Raw genomic sequence first — 16,186 nt, 5'->3', positions numbered from 1 at the left:
TCTTATACATTTCCTACATATAGTGGATCATTCCGCGGCTGGTTACCTTTGGTGTCTATCGTCCTTCTTCGGAGTAGACCCATGAAAGTCCTGCTTGTTTTTGCTCATCCTGAACCGCGTTCGCTCAACGGCGCGCTGCGTGACGTCGCCATCAGGGAACTCGAGGCCCAAGGCCACGAGGTGCGGGTGTCGGACCTCTATGCCGACGGCTGGAAAGCCGAGGTGGACCGTGCCGACTTTCCGTCGTGGCCGCCCGAAGCACGCTTCCTGCCGGCCGGCGCCTCCAAAAAGGCTTTTGCGACCAACACTCTGACCGATGACGTCAAAGCCGAGATCGACAAGCTGCTATGGGCCGACACCCTGATCCTCCAGTTCCCGCTGTGGTGGTACGCCATGCCGGCGATCCTCAAGGGCTGGGTCGATCGCGTGTACGCCTACGGCTTCGCCTATGGCGTTGGCGAGCACAGCGACAAGCGGTGGGGTGACCGCTTTGGTGAGGGAACGCTCGCCGGCAAGCGCGCAATGCTGATCGTGACCACCGGCGGCTGGGAGGAGCATTATTCCGCCCGCGGCGTTAACGGCCCGATCGACGACCTGCTGTTCCCGATCAATCACGGGATTCTATACTATCCGGGCTACGACGTGCTTCCGCCGTTCGTGGTTTACAGGGTGGACCGTTTCGGGGAGGCGGATTTCGAGCCTGTCGCGGAGCGACTGCGCGAAAGGATGCGAACGCTCGAGACGATCCGGCCCATTCGTTATCGGCAGCAGAATGGCGGCGATTACTTGATCCCAAGCATGCAATTGCGCCCCGGCTTGGAGAACCCGGGTGCGACCGCCTTTGCGCTTCACGAGGATCGCGCCGGCGTCGCCGCCCAGTCCGATCAGGACAGCCGGGCGATGATGATGCGCAGCGCCTCGCCGAAGCGCCGGACCTCCTCGATCGTATTGTAATGCACCAGCGAGGCGCGCACGGCGCCGCTGTCCATGCTGAGGTTGAGCCGCTTCATCAGACGCGGCGCATACATGTGGCCGTCGCGAATGCCGATCTGCATCTCGGCCATTTCCTCGACGATCCTCTGCGGCGACAGCGTGCCGACATTGAAGCAGAAGGTCGGCACGCGTTCGCTGAGGCGTGCCTCTTCGGCCACGCCGTAGATCGTCGCGCCGCAATCTTTGAGCACCGCCAGCATTTCGCGCGCCAGCACCTGTTCGTAGTCGCGGATTGCATTCATGCCGGCGACGATGTTGTCGCGGCGCGACCGATTGTTCTCGGACAAGAAATTGCGGCCGATCGATTCGAGGTAACGCACCGCGGCATCCATGCCGGAGACGTTCTCGTAGATGAACGTGCCGGCTTCGATTTTGTGGGGCGGCTCGTCGGGGATGAAATCCTCGCGGAAGGTCGGCAGGCGCTTCAGAGTTTCGAAGCGGCCCCACAGGAAGCCCATATGCGGCGAGAAATTCTTGTAGCCGGAGCAGACCAGATAGTCGCAATCCCAGGCCTGCACATCGATCAGCCCGTGCGGCCCGTAATGCACGCAGTCGAGGAACACTTCGGCGCCTGCCGCATGCGCAATCGCAGCCACGGAAGCAACGTCGACAATCGAGCCGATCGAATGCGCCGTGACCGTGCAGGCGACGAGCCGGGTGCGCTCTGAGACCAGCGGGCGCAAATCGTCGACATGCAGATTGCCGTCGTCGCGCATCCGCCACCATTTGAACTTGGCGCCGGCGGGCGCCAGCGCCAGCCACGTCGCGATATTGGCGTCGTGATCCATGTCGGTGATGACGATCTCGTCACGCTCCCCGTTTGGGCGCTCGGAAAGCATCTGGCCGATGCCGAGGCTGACCAGGCGGATGAACGAAGTGGCGTTCATGCCGAAGCAGATCTCCGCCGGGTTGGTGGCGTTGATCAGCAAGGCCACGCTTTCGCGAGCGCCGGCGACGGCTTGGTCGACGGTGACGCTGCGGCCATAGCGGCCGCCGCGCTGCACATTATGCGCGACCAAATGGTTGGTGACCGCATCGAGCACGCTTTGCGGGATCTGCGCGCCGGCGGCATTGTCCATGAAGACGAAGTCCCCGGCTTGCTGCAAGGCGGGAAACATGGCGCGGATCGTCTCGACCGGGAAAGCCGCGGCATCGCCGGTTTTCGAAATCTGATGCTGGTTCAAGGTCGTCTCCTGCGAAGTGCGCTGACAGATTAGCGGGTCTTTTCGGTTTGAAAGCGGCGTTCAAGGAGGCTGACGAGACGGACCATCGGCCAGAGAAAGATGAGATAGACCAGCGCCGCGCCGATCAGCGGTGAAGGATTGGCATAGAGCGATTGCGCGTTGGTCGCTTCCTTCAGCAGTTCGGGCAGCGCCACGGTGGAAGCGAGCGAAGTATCCTTGAACATCGAAACGCAATTGCTGGTCATTGGCGGAATGACGACGCGGATCGCCTGCGGCAGCACTACCTTGCGCAAGGTCAGCAAGAACGGCAGGCCGAGCGCCTGCGCCGCCTCGAACTGGCCGCGCGGAATGCTCTCTATACCGGAGCGGAACACCTCGGCCGAATAGGCCGCCATGATGATGGCGAAGGCCATCACCGCGGACGTCCACGATGACAGGCGAATGCCGAGGAACGGCAGCGCATAGTAGATCAGGATCAGCACGACCAGCACCGGCATCGCCCGGAAAATGTCAATGTAGCCGACAGCCAGCAGCCGAAGCGGCTTTGGCGCATAGAGCCGCACCAGGCTGATCGCGAGGCCGACGGGAATACCGATGCCGATGCTCATGATTCCGAGCAGCAGGGTGTTCAGGAAACCGCGCAGCAGCGCCGGCAGGCTGGAGACCATGACGTCGGCGTTGAAGAAGGTGTCCAGCAGCGACATCGCAGCATTTCCGAAACGTTTGGCGTCCCGCGACGCTCGAGCCCGAGCCCGAAATCCGAATCGTGCCGGCATCGAAAGCCGGCGCGACATTTAAGCGTGAACTGCCGCTCAGGCCTTCGGCATAGGAATTTCCTTGACGGTCGAGGAATCGGCAGGTGCGTCGCTGCCGAACCACTTCTTGTGGATCGCGGCCAGCGTGCCGTCCTTCTTCATCGCGGTCAGCGCGTCGTTCAGCTTGCCGAGCAGCGGGTGGTCCTTGGTCATCATCAGACCGTACTGCTCGCCGGTCTTGATGCGCTCTTTTACGGCGAGATCCTTCATCCTGGTGAAAGAATATTCCAGGCCCGGAATATCGCTGACCGCCGCATCGACGCGGCCTGAGCTGAGATCGAGTAGCAAATTCTGCTGCGTGTCGTAGCCCTTGACGTCACTGAACCCGTCCGCTTCCTGGTGGGCCTTGACCCAGGCTTCGCCGGTCGAGCCGGACAGCACGCCGACGATCTTGCCCTTGAGGTCGGCCTCGGCCTTGATCGGGCTGTCGGCCTTCGCGGCGATGCCCATGTCGGAATCATAGTAGGGCTGCGTGAACGACTGAGACTTCAGCCGCTCCGGCGTGATGGTGATCGACGAGATGGCGACGTCGATGCGCTTCGAGGTGGTGGCGGCGAACAGCGCCTGGAAACCGAGATCGGCGATATCAGTGGTCATGCCGATACGCTTTGCCGCCTCATTGATGATGTCGACTTCGAAACCCTCGAACGTGCCGCTCTCGTTCTTGTATTCAAAAGGCGGATTGGTCGGATAGGCGCCGACATTCAGCGTGCCTTCGGCGTAGGCCGGGCCGCCGGCGATGCCGATGGCAGCAGCAAGAAGCAGCAGGTTGCGACGGGTGAAGTTCATTTTCGTTCCCTCTGGTTGTGATCGGACGGGTTTGGCCCCGCACGGTTTTGATGCGTCAAGTGACGGGACTGCCGGAAAGCCCTCCCGGCACGGCAGTCGCAAGACATCGGATGCTATCCAAAGTACCGCGCTTTTCAAGGCGAAAGTTTTAAGCTTAAAAAATTGCCGCGTGTTGCCGTCACTCCGGAATAACCGCCGTGGCCTGGATCTCAACCTTGGCGCGATCCTCGACCAGCGCCATCACCTGCATGGCGGCCATCGCCGGAAAATGCCGGCCGATCACCTCGCGATAAACCTCGCCGATCCCCTTGAGATTGGTCAGATATTCCGCCTTGTCGGTAAAGTACCAGGTCATAGAGGTGATATGTTCCGGCTTGGCGCCGGCCTCGGCGAGCACAGCAACAATATTGGCCAGCGTCTGCCGCACCTGGCCGACAAGATCATCGGTCTCGAAGCGGCCCTGTCCGTTCCAGCCGACCTGCCCGCCGACGAAGACAAGCTGCCCGCGCGCGGCGACGCCATTGGCGTAGCCGACGGGTTTCGCCCAGCCTTCCGGCTGCAGGATGGTGTGCATGTCAAAACCTCCCAATGCTCAAATCCGGTCGCTCAAAACTCGAAGACAATAATTTTCACGCAAACTCCTGTCTCAGGCCGCTCCCATCACTTGCCGTGCAATCACCACCTTCTGCACGTCGGACGCTCCCTCGTAGATGCGTAGCGCCCGGATCTCGCGATACAGGCTTTCGACGATATGGCCCTTGCGGACGCCGTCGCCGCCATGCAGCTGCACAGCCTTGTCGATCACCTCCTGCGCTTTGTCGGTAGCGAACAGCTTGGCCATGGCGGCTTCGCGGGTAACCCGAGCCGCGCCCATGTCCTTGGTCCAGGCGGCACGATAGACCAGCAACGCGGCGGCATCGACATCCAGCGCCATGTCGGCGATGTGGCCCTGCACCATCTGCAGCTCGGCCATCGGCGCACCGAACAGCCTGCGCTCGGCCACTCTTGTGATGCTTTCGTCCAGCGCGCGCCGGGCAAAGCCGAGCGCCGCTGCGCCGACGGTCGAACGGAACACGTCGAGCACGGACATGGCGATGCGAAAACCGTCACCGGGTTTGCCGATCAGCGCCGAGGCTGGAATGCGTGCATTGTCGAAGGACAGCCGGGCGAGCGGGTGCGGCGCGATCACCTCCAGCCGCTCGGCAACGATCAGCCCCTCGGTTTCGGAAGGCACGACGAAGGCGGAAAGCCCCTTGGCGCCGGGCGCCTCGCCGGTACGGGCAAAGACAACATAAAAGTCAGCGATACCGCCGTTGGAGATCCAGGTCTTTTCGCCGGATAAGAGATAGCGGTCGCCGTCACGCGCGGCCGTCATTTCCATATTGGCAACGTCCGAGCCCGAACGCGGCTCCGACAGTGCGAACGCCGAAATCGCCTTACCGGCCCGTGTCTTAGCCAGCCAATGCTGCTGCTCGGGCGTGCCGAACAGGCTGAGTGCGCCGGTGCCGAGCCCTTGCATCGCGAAGGCGAAATCGGCCAGCCCGTCATGACGGGCCAGCGTCTCGCGCGTGAGGCAGAGCGTGCGCACGTCGAGCGGCCCCGGATTGTCCGTGTCGATCGCCGTCGGCTTCAGCCAGCCGTCCTTGCCAAGCCTCGCCACCAGCTCGCGGCAGGCGGCGTCGACATCGTCATGCGCGACCGGCAGGTTCTTGGCGCACCATGCCTCCAGCCGCTCCGCCAGATCGCGGTGGCGATCCTCGAAGAACGGCCAGGAGAGGAAGGAACGGTCAGGCATTGCTGCCTCCACAATTCTCCGGCCCTGGCGCTCCACGGCGCCCCCCTCTGTCCTGCCGGACATCTCCCCCTCTAGGGGGGAGATTGGCGGCTTCGCTACCACGGCTCTCCCTGCGATGTTGGAGATTGGCGAAAGCGGGCCTGATATCCAATCTCCCCCCTTGAGGGGGAGATGGCCGGCAGGCCAGAGGGGGGTGCTGTCCCGCCAGCGTGGAAGCGATCATCTCAATTTCCCTCGAACACCGGCTTCTCCTTAGCCACGAAAGCCGTGTACGCCCGCTCGAAATCGCGGGTCTGCATGCAGATCGCCTGCGCCTGCGCTTCCGCTTCGATCGCCTGGTCGAGACCCATCGACCATTCCTGGTTCAGCTGCGTCTTGGTCATGCCATGGGCGAAGGTCGGGCCGGAAACGATGCACGCGGCCATGTCGAGCGCGTCGGCCTCAAGCGTTGCGGCATCGACCAGCCGGTTATAGAAGCCCCAGCGCTCGCCTTCCTCGGCACTCATCGTGCGGCCGGTATAGAGCAGCTCGGCGGCGCGGCCCTGGCCAATGATGCGTGGCAGGATCGCGCAGGCGCCCATGTCGCAGCCGGCAAGGCCGACGCGGGTGAACAGGAATGCTGTCTTGGCCTGGGGCGTGGCGATGCGGATATCGGAGGCCATGGCGATAATCGCGCCGGCGCCGACCGCCACGCCATCGACCGCCGCAATAATCGGCTTGCCGCAATTCAGCATCGCCTTGACGAAATCGCCCGTCATGCGGGTGAAGGCGAGCAGCGCCTTCATGTCCATCTTGACCAGTGGGCCGATGATTTCGTGGACATCGCCGCCCGAGCAGAAATTGCCGCCATTGGGCAGGAACACCACAGCATCGACATCATCGGCGTAGACAAGGTCGCGAAATATGTCGCGCAATTCGGCATAGCTGTCGAAGGTCAGCGGGTTCTTGCGCTCCGGTCGATCGAGCCGGATCTTTGCGATCTTGCCTTCGACCTGCCAGAGGAAATGCTTCGGCTTGCGGCCGGCCAGCTTCGTCATTCCCGTCCCTCCCAATTGCTGCGGAAGGAGGTCAGCATGCCGGTCAGCCGGCGCGCCTCATCCTCGCTCACATTGCCCAGCAACTCGCCGACCCATTTTTCATGCGCGGCGGCGATCACGGCGAAAATCTTCGATCCCTCTTCCGTCAGCCGCACCATCGAGGTGCGGCGGTCGCCATTGCGTCGGGCCCGCATCACCAACCCTTCCGAGACCAGCCGGTCGATGATGCCGGTGACATTGCCGTTGGACACCAGCAGGAAGCGCGAAAGATCGCTCATCAGCATGCCCTCCGGCGCGCGGTAGAGCGCGGCCATCACGTCGAAGCGTGGCAGCGTTGTGTTGAACTCTTGCCGCAGTCGTTCGCGCAGCTCGGCCTCGATGGTGCGCGAGGCGCGCAGCAGGCGTATCCACAGCCGCAGGCGGTCCTTGCCGGGTCCGGACGGGGCGGGCAGGGGACCGGCTACCATGTCTCACCTCCGGAGATCGAAATCGTCTGCCCGGTAATCGACCGGGCGGCGTCGCCACACAGATAAAGTACCGCGGCCGCAATTTCTTCCGGCTGGATGAAGCGGCCTTGCGGGTTGGTCGCGGCTAGGCTTGTCCGTGCCTGCTCGGACGAGCGGCCGGTCGTTTGGACGATGCGCTGGACGGTGCTCTCCAGCATCTCGGTTTCGACAAACCCTGGGCACACGGCATTCACTGTTATGCCGGACTTGGCGGTCTCGACGGCGAGTGCCCGCATCAGGCCGACGACGCCATGCTTGGCGGCAACGTAAGCTGCGACATAGGGATAACCTTTCAGTCCGGCGGTGGAAGCGACGAAGATGATACGGCCAGTCTTGCGCACTGCCATGCCGGCCAACGCCGGCTTCACCGTCAGGAACGCACCGGTCAAGTTGACGTCGAGCGTGCGCTGCCAGTCTGCCAGCGAGGTCCGCTGCGCCGGGGCACTGCCGGACATGCCGGCATTGGCAACGACGATGTCGAACGCTCCGCGTGCCGCTTCCGCTGCCTCGTAGAGCGACGCCATCGACGTCTCGTCGGTGACGTCGGCGGCAATGGCGAAGATGGACTTGTTCTCCGCGGCGACCTCGGCAAGCGGCTCCACGCGCCGGCCGCAGATGGTCACGTCAATGCCCGCGCCGGCCAGCGCCAGCGCGATCGCGCGGCCGACGCCGGAGCCGCCGCCGGTGACCAGCGCATGACGCCCCGAAATCGTCGCCGCGGCACTCATACTTTCAACCCCGCTGCCGCTTCGCGTTCGGCCAGCCGGTAGAGCTGGTCGCGGCCGGGCAGATAGGGATCCGGCCATTTGACGCCGCGATCGCCAAGCGTGACGGCCGCGTGCAGCGTCCAATACGGATCGGCAAGATGCGGCCTAGCCAGTGCGACGAGATCGGCGCGGCCCGCCATCAGGATCGAGTTGACGTGGTCCGGCTCATAGATATTGCCGACCGCCATCGTCGCCATGCCGACCTCGTTGCGGATGCGATCGGAAAACGGCGTCTGGAACATGCGGCCATAGACCGGTCTTGCCACGGCCGAAGTCTGGCCGGCCGATACGTCGCAGATGTCTACGCCGGCCTCATGCAGCAGCCGCGCGATCTCTACGGCATCGGCCGGCGTCACGCCTTCGATGCCCAGCCAGTCATTAGCGGAGATGCGCATCGAGATCGGCTTCTCGGCCGGCCACGCGGCGCGCACCGCATGAAAGATTTCCAAGGGGTAGCGCATGCGGTTTTCCAGCGAGCCGCCATAGGAGTCGGTGCGCCGGTTGGTCAAGGGCGTGATGAAGGAGGACAGGAGATAGCCGTGCGCGGCGTGGATTTCGAGCATGTCGAAGCCGCAGCGCGCCGCCATCTCGGCCGAAGCGACAAACTGGTCGCGCACCATATCCATGTCGGCGCGGTCCATCGCCTTCGGCACCTGGTTTTCCCGCGACCACGGCACGGAAGACGCTGCCATGACGGGCCAATTGCCTGAGGGCAGCGGCACGTCGGTTCCCTGCCAGCCGAGCCTGGTCGACCCCTTGGCACCGGAATGGCCGATCTGGGCGCAGATCTTGGCCTCGGTTTCGGCATGGACGAACTCGACCAGCCGCTTCCAGGCGACCTCATGCTCGGGCGCATAGAAACCGGGGCAGCCAGGCGTGATGCGGCCCTCCGCGCTGACGCACGTCATCTCGATATAGAGGAGACCGGCGCCGCCCTTGGCCCGTTCGGCGTAATGGGCGAAATGCCAATCGGTCGGACAGCCGTCGACCGCTTTGTACTGCGCCATCGGCGAGACGACGACGCGGTTCTGCAGCGCCATGCCGCGCAGCCGGAACGGCGCGAACATCGGCGCGCGACGCAGATTGTTGCCCCCGGCGCCGGCCTGGCGCTGGAACCACTCCTCGGCGCCGGCCAGCCATTCGGCATCGCGCAGCCGCAAATTCTCGTGACTGATGCGTTGCGAACGCGTCAGCAGCGAATAGTTGAACTGCACCGGATCGAGGCCGAGATAGCGCTCGACCTCCTCGAACCATTCGAGCGAATTGCGCGCCGCCGACTGCAGCTTCAGCACTTCGGTGCGGCGGGCGTCCTCATATTTGCTAAAGGCGGCCTCGAGGTCTGGCTCGGACTCGACATAGTCGGCCAGCGCCACCGCGCTTTCCAGCGCCAGCTTGGTGCCGGAACCGATCGAGAAATGCGCGCTCGCCGCCGCGTCGCCCATCAGCGCCAGGTTCTTGTAGGACCAGCGTTCGCACAAGACGCGCGGGAAATTGATCCACGCCGAGCCGCGGATATGATTGGCGTTGGTCATCAGCGCGTGGCCGCCGAGATGACGGGCAAAGATGCGCTCGCAGACGGCAATCGATTCCTGCTGCGACATCGCGCCGAAGCCGAAGCGCTGCCAGGTCTGCTCGCTGCATTCGACGATGAAGGTCGCGGTATCGCTGTCGAACTGGTAGGCATGCGCCCACACCCAGCCATGCTCGGTCTTTTCGAAGATGAAGGTGAAGGCGTCGTCGAATTTCTGGTGGGTGCCGAGCCAGACGAACTTGCATCTACGAATGTCGATATCGGGCTTGAACACGTCGACGAAGGCGCTCCGCGCTTTCGAGTTCAACCCGTCGGCGGCGACAACCAGGTCGTGCGTCTCCATATATGGCTTGGGATCGGCTATGTCGGTTTCGAAGGCCAGCTTGACGCCGAGTTCGCGCGCCCGCCGCTGCAGCAACGTGAGCAGCCGCTTGCGGCCAATGCCGCAAAAGCCGTGACCGGTCGAGACCGTGCGCACGCCGTCATGGATGACGGCGATATCGTCCCAATAGGCGAAATGCTTGCGGATCCACACGGCGCTGACCGGGTCGTTCTTGGTCAGGTTCGCCAGCGTTTCGGCCGACAGCACGACGCCCCAGCCAAACGTATCATCGGCACGGTTGCGCTCGAACACCGTGACCTCATGCGCGGCATCCCTGAGCTTCAGCGAGATTGCAAAGTAGAGCCCGGCTGGTCCGCCGCCGAGAACCGCAACTTTCATCGTGCGATCTCCTCTTCGCTTCTGTTTGTCGAGTTTACGCCTGAGACGGATTAATTCAAGCTTGAAGTTTCAGGATTGAAACAATCCGCCCCAGAAACCCAGCTTGCCGGCAGTCGGCTTGCGCAGGCCAGGGACGCCCCGGGCTATTTTTCCGGGTTCTTCGGGCTCCACAGCACCGTCTCCGCATCTTTTTCATAGGCCATGCCATTGGGATAGCTGATCGCTTCCAACTGCAAGCCCCAGGGCGCCTGGAAGTAGAGGATGGTCTGGCCGGCGGCAGGGCCTTCGGTAACCGGCAGCGGTCCCATCCGCGTCTTGACGCCCTTGCCGTCAAGATAGGCTTTTGCGGCGGCGATGTCGTCGACATAGAAGGCGATATGGAAGCCGCCTATGTCGCTGTTGCGAGGCGTCAGGTCCTTCTGGTCCGGCGCGGTGTATTTGAACAGCTCGATGTTCGACCCGTGTCCGCAGCGGATCAGGGTGATCTCCTCAATCACCGCCTTGGGATCGACGCCCAGCAGATCCTGCATGAATGTGCCCTTGTCGTCGGCGAACGGGCCGAACGACATTGCCTTCTTGCAGCCAACCACCTCGGTGAAGAAATCGACCGCCTGCTCCATGTCGGGGACGGTGACGCCGGTGTGGTCGTGGCCACGCATGCCGGGAATGGAACTGGCGTAAGCCGTGCCGATGCCTCCCAGCACGGTGGCGGTGAGCACTGCGTAGCGGATTGCATTCTTCATGTCAGTCATCCTCCATCGCGGGACATTTTGCCGGGTGCACGCCTGAGGCCCGCTCTTTAGCGTGCGAATAGGATTGTGTTTCATGCCGGCGCCTTTGCGGCGGGAAGTAGCCAGGCATCATCGATCTCGGGCAGCGGAATGGCGGCGAGCAGATCGCGCGTGTAGCCCTGCTGCGGCTGCTCGAACAAAGCGTCGGTCGCGCTGGCTTCGACGATCGCGCCTTCGCGCATGACGATCACTTGCCGGCAGAGCCGCCGGATCACCGACAGGTCATGGCTGATGAAGGCAACGGTCAGGCCCATCTCCGCTGCAAGCTTTTCCAGCAGCGTCAGGATCTGCGCCTGCGTCGACACGTCGAGGCCGGAGACGATCTCGTCGGCCAGCACGAATTTCGGCGACAGCGCCAGCGCGCGGGCAATGCCGACGCGCGGGCGCTGGCCGCCCGACAATTCATGACGATAGCGGCTGGCGAAGCCTTGCGGCAGGCCGACGCGCTGAAGCGCCTCCGCGACACGATCCCTGAGGTTGTCGCCAAGCCCGTTCTGCTTGAGCGGTGCTGCGATGATGCTGAAGATGGTGCGGCGCGGGTTGAGCGACGACATCGGATCCTGGAAGATCATCTGCAGATTGCGGCGCAGCGGCCGGAGCTCGGCCTCAGGCAGATGTGTGATGTCGCGGCCGTCGAAGATGACCTTGCCGGCGCTCGGCTCCAGAAGCCGCACTAAGGCGCGGCCAAGCGTCGATTTGCCGGAGCCGGATTCGCCGACAATGCCGGTCACCGATCCCTTTGGCAGGTCGAAATCCAGCCCTTTCAGGATCTCGGCCAAGGGCGCGCGGCCGATCAGCGGCTTGCGCGTCATGTCGGGCAGCGCGACCTTCAGCCCGCGCACGGAAAACAGCGGCTCAGCCATGCAGGCGCCTCCAGGCCTGATCGGCGGCGGCGATCTCCGAAGCAAGCCCGGCCAGCACCGCCTCGTCCACCGGCTTCAGCGAAGCGAAGGGGTCGGTGTAGCGTGGCGTCGCGGCCATCAGCGCTCGCGTGTAGGGGTGCTGCGGAGCGGCGAAGAGAGCGGCCGTTTCGGCCTCCTCGACCACCTTGCCGGCATAGAGCACCGAGACCTTCTGGCTGATCTTGGCGACGACGCCGAGATCATGGGTAACGAACAGGATCGCCGTGCCGTGCTCGCGCTGCAGTTGCGCGATCAGCCGCAGGATCTGCTTCTGCACAGTCACGTCGAGCGCCGTGGTCGGCTCGTCGGCGACGATCAGCCTTGGTTCGGCTGCAAACGCCGCGGCGATCAGCACGCGCTGGCGCATGCCGCCGGACAGCTCGTGCGGATAGCATTTGAGGACACGCTCGGGGTCGCGAATCTGCACCTCGTCCAGCAATTGGCGAATGCGTGTATCGGCCTTCTCGCCGCTCCAGCCGAGGATGCGCACCAGCCGGTCGGTCATCTGTGGGCCGATTCGCCGTGACGGATTGAGCGCGGTCAGCGGGTCCTGCGGGATCAGCGCGGTGCGCGCGCCGATCAGCGTGCGCCTTGCCTTTGGCTGAAGCTTGCCGAGGTCCTCGCCCTCCAGCAGCATGTCGCCTTCGACGATGCGCACGCTCGAGGGCAGCACGCCAAGCACCGCCTTGCCGATCATCGTCTTGCCGGCGCCGCTCTCGCCGACCAGCGCGCGCACCTCGCCGGGCTCGACGGCGAGCGACACCGAGCGCAGCACGCGCAAGCCATCAGGCAGCACCGCGCTAAGGCTGCGTATGTCAAGGCAGGGTTTCGCCAGCGCGTTCATCGCAGCACCGGATCGAAACGTGCCCTGAGACCTTCGCCGAACTGGCTGAACGACAGCACTGTCAGGATCAGCGTGACCAGCGGGAACACCAGCACCCACCAGGCCTGATGGATCGACAGGCGGCCCTCGGCGATGATGCCGCCCCAGGTTGGGTCGTCGGTCGAGATCGACAGATTGACGAAGGACAGGATCGCCTCGACGATGACGGCAATGCCCATCTCCAGCGACAGCAGCGCGACGATCGACGGCACCACATTGGGCAGCACTTCGCGCAGCATGATGCCGATGCGGCCGTAGCCGGCGATGCGGGCGTTCTCGACATAGTCCATGCGCGACTGGCCCAACGTCTCGGCGCGGATCACCCGGCAGAAGCGCGTCCAGTCGATTACGGCAATGGCAATGATAACCGAGCTCAAGCCGGTACCGAGCACTGCGACCAAAAGGATGGCAAACAGCACCGGCGGAAACGCCATCCAGACATCGACGATGCGCGAGATGATGCGGTCGGCCCAGCCGCCGAAATAGCCGGCGATCAGCCCCAGCGTCGAGCCGACCAGGCAGGCGGCAAGGGCTGCCGCGAAGGCGACGATGAAGGCGATGCGGGCACCGAAGATCAGCCGTGACAGAAGATCGCGGCCGAGGCTGTCGGTGCCGAGCCAGTAGCCGGGCTCAGCACCGCTCAGCCAGAACGGCGGCAGCCGCTCCAGCATCAAATCCTGCGCCAGCGGGTCCTGCGGCGCGACCAACGGCGCAAGAATTGCGGCCAGCAGCGCAATCAGCAGCCAGCCGCCGGCCAGCCACAGGCGGGCGCGCGAGCCATGTCTTGAAATGCGGGCCTCATCCATGGCGCAGCCTCGGATTGAGCAGGGCGTACATCATGTCGACGGCAAGGTTGATCAGCACGAACAGCAGCGCGAAGACCAGGACGATGCCCTGGATCAGCGGCAGGTCGCGGTTGATGACGGCATCGATCGCCATGTTGCCGAGACCTTCATAGGAAAACAGTCGTTCGACGATGACCGTGCCGCCGATCAGGAAGGTGAACTGCACGCCGACCAGCGTCAGCGTCGGCAGGGCCGCGTTCTTCAGCGCCTCGCGCAGGATGACCTGCGTTTCCGAAAAGCCCTTTACCCGCGCCAGCACGACGTAGTCGAGGTCGAGCACTTCCTTCAGCGACTGTTTCAGCAGCTGCGAGATGATCGCGGCCAGTGGCAGCGCCAGCGCAATCGCCGGCATCAGCATGTGTGCCAGCAGGTCCCTGGTCAGGTCGAAGCGCAGCCGTACGATGCTTTCGAACAGATAGAATTGCGTGACGAAGGGCAGATCGAGTTGCGGCGACACCCGGCCGGAAATGTCGAAAACCGGCACCAGCACGCCGAACAAAAGGATCAGCACCAGGCCCCACAGGAAATCGGGAATCGAGAGTGCCGCACCGCTGGCAATGTCGATGCCGGCTTCGACCGCGGTGCCGCGTTCGCGCGCGCCGAGGATCGCCGTCGTGCCGCCGATCGCCAGCGCCATCACAAGCGCGACGATCGCGAGTTCCAGCGTCGCCGGCAGGCGGTTGAAGACCAGGCCCAGAACATCCTGCCGGAGCGAAATCGAAGTGCCGAAATCGCCCCTGACGACACCTGCCAGCCAGATGAAAAATTGCTGGACGATGGTCTTGTCCAGCCCGTAAAGCGCGCGCAGACGCGCGATGTCGGCATCGGTTGCACCGGGCGGCAGCATCATCGCGATCGGATCGCCTGGCGCGACACGGATGACGACGAAGACGACGACGGCCACGCCGAACAGCGTGATCGCCATCGTCAGAAGACGGATCAGGAATCTTTGCAGCAGCATGGTCGCCCGTGGCGGAAAATGCGCGCCGTCATTCCGGACGGCGCGCGACAAGCCGAAGACTGTCTCAGGCCGGGCTCATCAGCGCCGGCAGAAGTGCGCCCGACACATGCTGCACGACATTGACGCCCTTGGCATGCACGATCGGCTGCGCATACTGGATCAGCGGCAGCACATAGGCCTGTTCGGCGATGTATTTGTCGACGGCCTTCCAGCCGGCAATGCGCTTGGCCTCGTCCTTCTCGCCCCATAGTGGATTGATCATGTCGATCAGATCCTGACTGTCCCACACCGAATGCGGGCTCGGGCCATACATGGCAAAACCGGTCGAGGTGGTCGGGTCGCCGATGGCGTTGCCCCAATTGTAGAAGGCCGCCGGCGCCAGCTTGTCGGCGGCGCGCAGCTCGTAGTGCTTGGCGATCTCGTAGACCTCGATCGTCGCCTCGATGCCGACCTTGCGCCACATGCCGACGATCGCCTGGATCATCTCGTAGTCCTTGGGCTTGAAGCCCTTGGTCGTCTGTATCGTGAACTTGACCGGCTTTTCCGGCGAATAGCCGGAGGCGGCCAGCAGTTCCTTGGCCTTGTCCGGATTGTGCTCCACCTTGATCGACGCATCGTAGGCCGCGTATTCCGGCGTCTCCAGCGTATCGATGGGCTGGCCGTAACCGCGCAGCAGCCGGTCGACCAAAAGCTTTTTGTCGACGGCCATCACCGCTGCCTGGCGCACGTTCTTGTCCAGCATCACGTCGATGTCGTTGAAGAAGATCATGCCGATGTCGGAAACGTTCTTGCACGAGCCGGCAAGTCCATCCTTGGCGATCAGGCGGTCATATTCCTCATAGGGGATTTCCAGCGTCACCTGCGAGGAACCGGACTCGATCTCGGCGACGCGGCTCGCCGCATCGGTGACGAACTTGATGGTTACGTTTTCGAAGGCCGGCTTGCCGCCCCAGTAGTTCGGGTTGGCCTTGAGCCGCAGGAAGGCGTTGCGCTCGAATTTGTCGACCATATAGGGCCCGGTGCCGATCGGGGCTTTCTCAAAACCCTCGGCGCCGACCTTTTCGTAATAGGTCTTCGGCATGATGTAGCCGGTCAGGAACGACATCCACTTGAAATACACCGGGTCGAATTGCACGACGTCGCCGGTGATCTTGTTGCCGTCGATCTTGAAGTTGTTGACGTTCTTCCAGACGAACTGGATCGGGTTGCCGGTCTTTTCATCGCCCGCCCGCTGCAGCGACCAGACCACGTCTTCGGCCGTGAATGGCGAGCCGTCATGCCAGGTGACGCCCTCGCGCACCGTCATCATGATCTTGCTGCGACCCTCGTTCCAGCCCCATTCGGTGAGCAGGCCGGGCGCGAAAGAAAGATCCGGCTTCTGCGGGATGAACTGGTCGAACACCGACTGGTAGAGACCCTGGATGGTCGGGTTGACCGCCGAAGGCCCGGTGGTCGGGTCCCAGGACGGCAAATTGACATTGTAGGCGATGGTCAGTTCGCCGGCAGCCTTGGCGATTTGCGGCAGGCCGAGCGCCGTGGCGCCAAGTGCGGCCGCGCCATATCCGAGCAATTCTCGTCTGTTGATTGTCATGGTCGTTCCCCTGTTGCTTTTATGCGCGGTGTCGTTGTCAATCGGTGGGTTCAGGCTCCTTGGGCAACCGCGCCT

General features: G+C 63.4%; 16 protein-coding genes. 1 reads left to right on the top strand and 15 read right to left on the bottom strand.

Going from position 1 to position 16,186, the window contains the following annotated elements:
* Positions 1-81: 81 nt before the first annotated feature.
* The gene (locus tag NKI24_RS23890; protein WP_352748888.1) at positions 82-954 is read left to right on the top strand and encodes an NAD(P)H-dependent oxidoreductase; all 873 of its coding nucleotides are present in this window, start codon (positions 82-84) and stop codon (positions 952-954) included.
* Here the strand turns inward: NKI24_RS23890 and NKI24_RS23885 are convergent.
* From NKI24_RS23885 to NKI24_RS23815, 15 genes are all read right to left on the bottom strand, one after another.
* Positions 885-2,177, bottom strand: a complete 1,293-nt coding sequence (locus NKI24_RS23885; RefSeq protein ID WP_352448542.1) for a cysteine desulfurase-like protein — start codon at positions 2,175-2,177, stop codon at positions 885-887. The two genes, NKI24_RS23890 and NKI24_RS23885, sit on opposite strands and share 70 nt — an antisense overlap.
* A 29-nt stretch (positions 2,178-2,206) precedes the next feature.
* Entirely contained in the window at positions 2,207-2,881 is a 675-nt protein-coding gene (locus NKI24_RS23880) for an amino acid ABC transporter permease (RefSeq protein ID WP_292656040.1), read from the bottom strand.
* A gap of 108 nt (positions 2,882-2,989) precedes the next feature.
* Positions 2,990-3,781, bottom strand: a complete 792-nt coding sequence (locus NKI24_RS23875) for an ABC transporter substrate-binding protein (protein ID WP_352448543.1) — start codon at positions 3,779-3,781, stop codon at positions 2,990-2,992.
* 178 nt (positions 3,782-3,959) lie between these two features.
* Positions 3,960-4,355: a RidA family protein gene (locus NKI24_RS23870; protein WP_352448544.1), complete on the bottom strand. Its 396-nt coding sequence runs from the start codon at positions 4,353-4,355 to the stop codon at positions 3,960-3,962.
* Positions 4,356-4,427: 72 nt separating this feature from the next.
* Positions 4,428-5,576 carry an acyl-CoA dehydrogenase family protein gene (locus tag NKI24_RS23865; protein ID WP_352448545.1) on the bottom strand — a complete coding sequence of 383 codons (1,149 nt, stop codon included), beginning with the start codon at positions 5,574-5,576 and terminating at the stop codon, positions 4,428-4,430.
* Positions 5,577-5,800: 224 nt separating this feature from the next.
* Positions 5,801-6,613: an enoyl-CoA hydratase family protein gene (locus NKI24_RS23860; RefSeq protein WP_352448546.1), complete on the bottom strand. Its 813-nt coding sequence runs from the start codon at positions 6,611-6,613 to the stop codon at positions 5,801-5,803.
* Positions 6,610-7,080, bottom strand: coding sequence for a MarR family winged helix-turn-helix transcriptional regulator (locus NKI24_RS23855; RefSeq protein WP_023676834.1), 471 nt, complete (start codon positions 7,078-7,080; stop codon positions 6,610-6,612). Before NKI24_RS23855 ends, NKI24_RS23860 begins: the two co-directional genes overlap by 4 nt.
* Positions 7,074-7,847: an SDR family NAD(P)-dependent oxidoreductase gene (locus NKI24_RS23850; RefSeq protein WP_352448547.1), complete on the bottom strand. Its 774-nt coding sequence runs from the start codon at positions 7,845-7,847 to the stop codon at positions 7,074-7,076. Before NKI24_RS23850 ends, NKI24_RS23855 begins: the two co-directional genes overlap by 7 nt.
* Positions 7,844-10,138: a bifunctional salicylyl-CoA 5-hydroxylase/oxidoreductase gene (locus NKI24_RS23845; RefSeq protein WP_352448548.1), complete on the bottom strand. Its 2,295-nt coding sequence runs from the start codon at positions 10,136-10,138 to the stop codon at positions 7,844-7,846. Before NKI24_RS23845 ends, NKI24_RS23850 begins: the two co-directional genes overlap by 4 nt.
* A 143-nt stretch (positions 10,139-10,281) precedes the next feature.
* Positions 10,282-10,881: a VOC family protein gene (locus tag NKI24_RS23840; protein ID WP_352748880.1), complete on the bottom strand. Its 600-nt coding sequence runs from the start codon at positions 10,879-10,881 to the stop codon at positions 10,282-10,284.
* An 80-nt stretch (positions 10,882-10,961) separates the two neighbouring features.
* A complete protein-coding gene (locus NKI24_RS23835; protein ID WP_352748877.1) occupies positions 10,962-11,792 on the bottom strand; it encodes an ATP-binding cassette domain-containing protein in 831 nt (276 codons plus the stop codon).
* Positions 11,785-12,675: an ABC transporter ATP-binding protein gene (locus tag NKI24_RS23830; RefSeq protein ID WP_352448551.1), complete on the bottom strand. Its 891-nt coding sequence runs from the start codon at positions 12,673-12,675 to the stop codon at positions 11,785-11,787. The genes NKI24_RS23835 and NKI24_RS23830 overlap by 8 nt, the downstream gene beginning before the upstream one ends.
* Positions 12,672-13,520, bottom strand: a complete 849-nt coding sequence (locus NKI24_RS23825; protein ID WP_352448552.1) for an ABC transporter permease — start codon at positions 13,518-13,520, stop codon at positions 12,672-12,674. Before NKI24_RS23825 ends, NKI24_RS23830 begins: the two co-directional genes overlap by 4 nt.
* On the bottom strand, positions 13,513-14,520 hold the full coding sequence (locus NKI24_RS23820) for an ABC transporter permease (protein WP_352448553.1): 1,008 nt from the start codon (positions 14,518-14,520) through the stop codon (positions 13,513-13,515). The genes NKI24_RS23825 and NKI24_RS23820 overlap by 8 nt, the downstream gene beginning before the upstream one ends.
* Before the next feature lie 64 nt (positions 14,521-14,584).
* Positions 14,585-16,111, bottom strand: a complete 1,527-nt coding sequence (locus NKI24_RS23815; RefSeq protein ID WP_352448554.1) for an ABC transporter substrate-binding protein — start codon at positions 16,109-16,111, stop codon at positions 14,585-14,587.
* Positions 16,112-16,186 lie beyond the last annotated feature (75 nt).

Source organism: Mesorhizobium sp. M0701, assembly GCF_040320365.1.
GTDB lineage: Bacteria > Pseudomonadota > Alphaproteobacteria > Rhizobiales > Rhizobiaceae > Mesorhizobium.
This window is presented reverse-complemented; position numbering and strand designations above follow the sequence as displayed.

Coding starts and splice junctions, on each gene's coding strand:
- NKI24_RS23815 (WP_352448554.1), bottom strand. CDS start 16,111: ATGACAATCAACAGACGAGAATTGCTCGGATATGGCGCGGCCGCACTT.
- NKI24_RS23870 (WP_352448544.1), bottom strand. CDS start 4,355: ATGCACACCATCCTGCAGCCGGAAGGCTGGGCGAAACCCGTCGGCTAC.
- NKI24_RS23875 (WP_352448543.1), bottom strand. CDS start 3,781: ATGAACTTCACCCGTCGCAACCTGCTGCTTCTTGCTGCTGCCATCGGC.
- NKI24_RS23880 (WP_292656040.1), bottom strand. CDS start 2,881: ATGTCGCTGCTGGACACCTTCTTCAACGCCGACGTCATGGTCTCCAGC.
- NKI24_RS23825 (WP_352448552.1), bottom strand. CDS start 13,520: ATGGATGAGGCCCGCATTTCAAGACATGGCTCGCGCGCCCGCCTGTGG.
- NKI24_RS23840 (WP_352748880.1), bottom strand. CDS start 10,881: ATGAAGAATGCAATCCGCTACGCAGTGCTCACCGCCACCGTGCTGGGA.
- NKI24_RS23860 (WP_352448546.1), bottom strand. CDS start 6,613: ATGACGAAGCTGGCCGGCCGCAAGCCGAAGCATTTCCTCTGGCAGGTC.
- NKI24_RS23830 (WP_352448551.1), bottom strand. CDS start 12,675: ATGAACGCGCTGGCGAAACCCTGCCTTGACATACGCAGCCTTAGCGCG.
- NKI24_RS23890 (WP_352748888.1), top strand. CDS start 82: ATGAAAGTCCTGCTTGTTTTTGCTCATCCTGAACCGCGTTCGCTCAAC.
- NKI24_RS23835 (WP_352748877.1), bottom strand. CDS start 11,792: ATGGCTGAGCCGCTGTTTTCCGTGCGCGGGCTGAAGGTCGCGCTGCCC.
- NKI24_RS23845 (WP_352448548.1), bottom strand. CDS start 10,138: ATGAAAGTTGCGGTTCTCGGCGGCGGACCAGCCGGGCTCTACTTTGCA.
- NKI24_RS23820 (WP_352448553.1), bottom strand. CDS start 14,520: ATGCTGCTGCAAAGATTCCTGATCCGTCTTCTGACGATGGCGATCACG.
- NKI24_RS23855 (WP_023676834.1), bottom strand. CDS start 7,080: ATGGTAGCCGGTCCCCTGCCCGCCCCGTCCGGACCCGGCAAGGACCGC.
- NKI24_RS23850 (WP_352448547.1), bottom strand. CDS start 7,847: ATGAGTGCCGCGGCGACGATTTCGGGGCGTCATGCGCTGGTCACCGGC.
- NKI24_RS23865 (WP_352448545.1), bottom strand. CDS start 5,576: ATGCCTGACCGTTCCTTCCTCTCCTGGCCGTTCTTCGAGGATCGCCAC.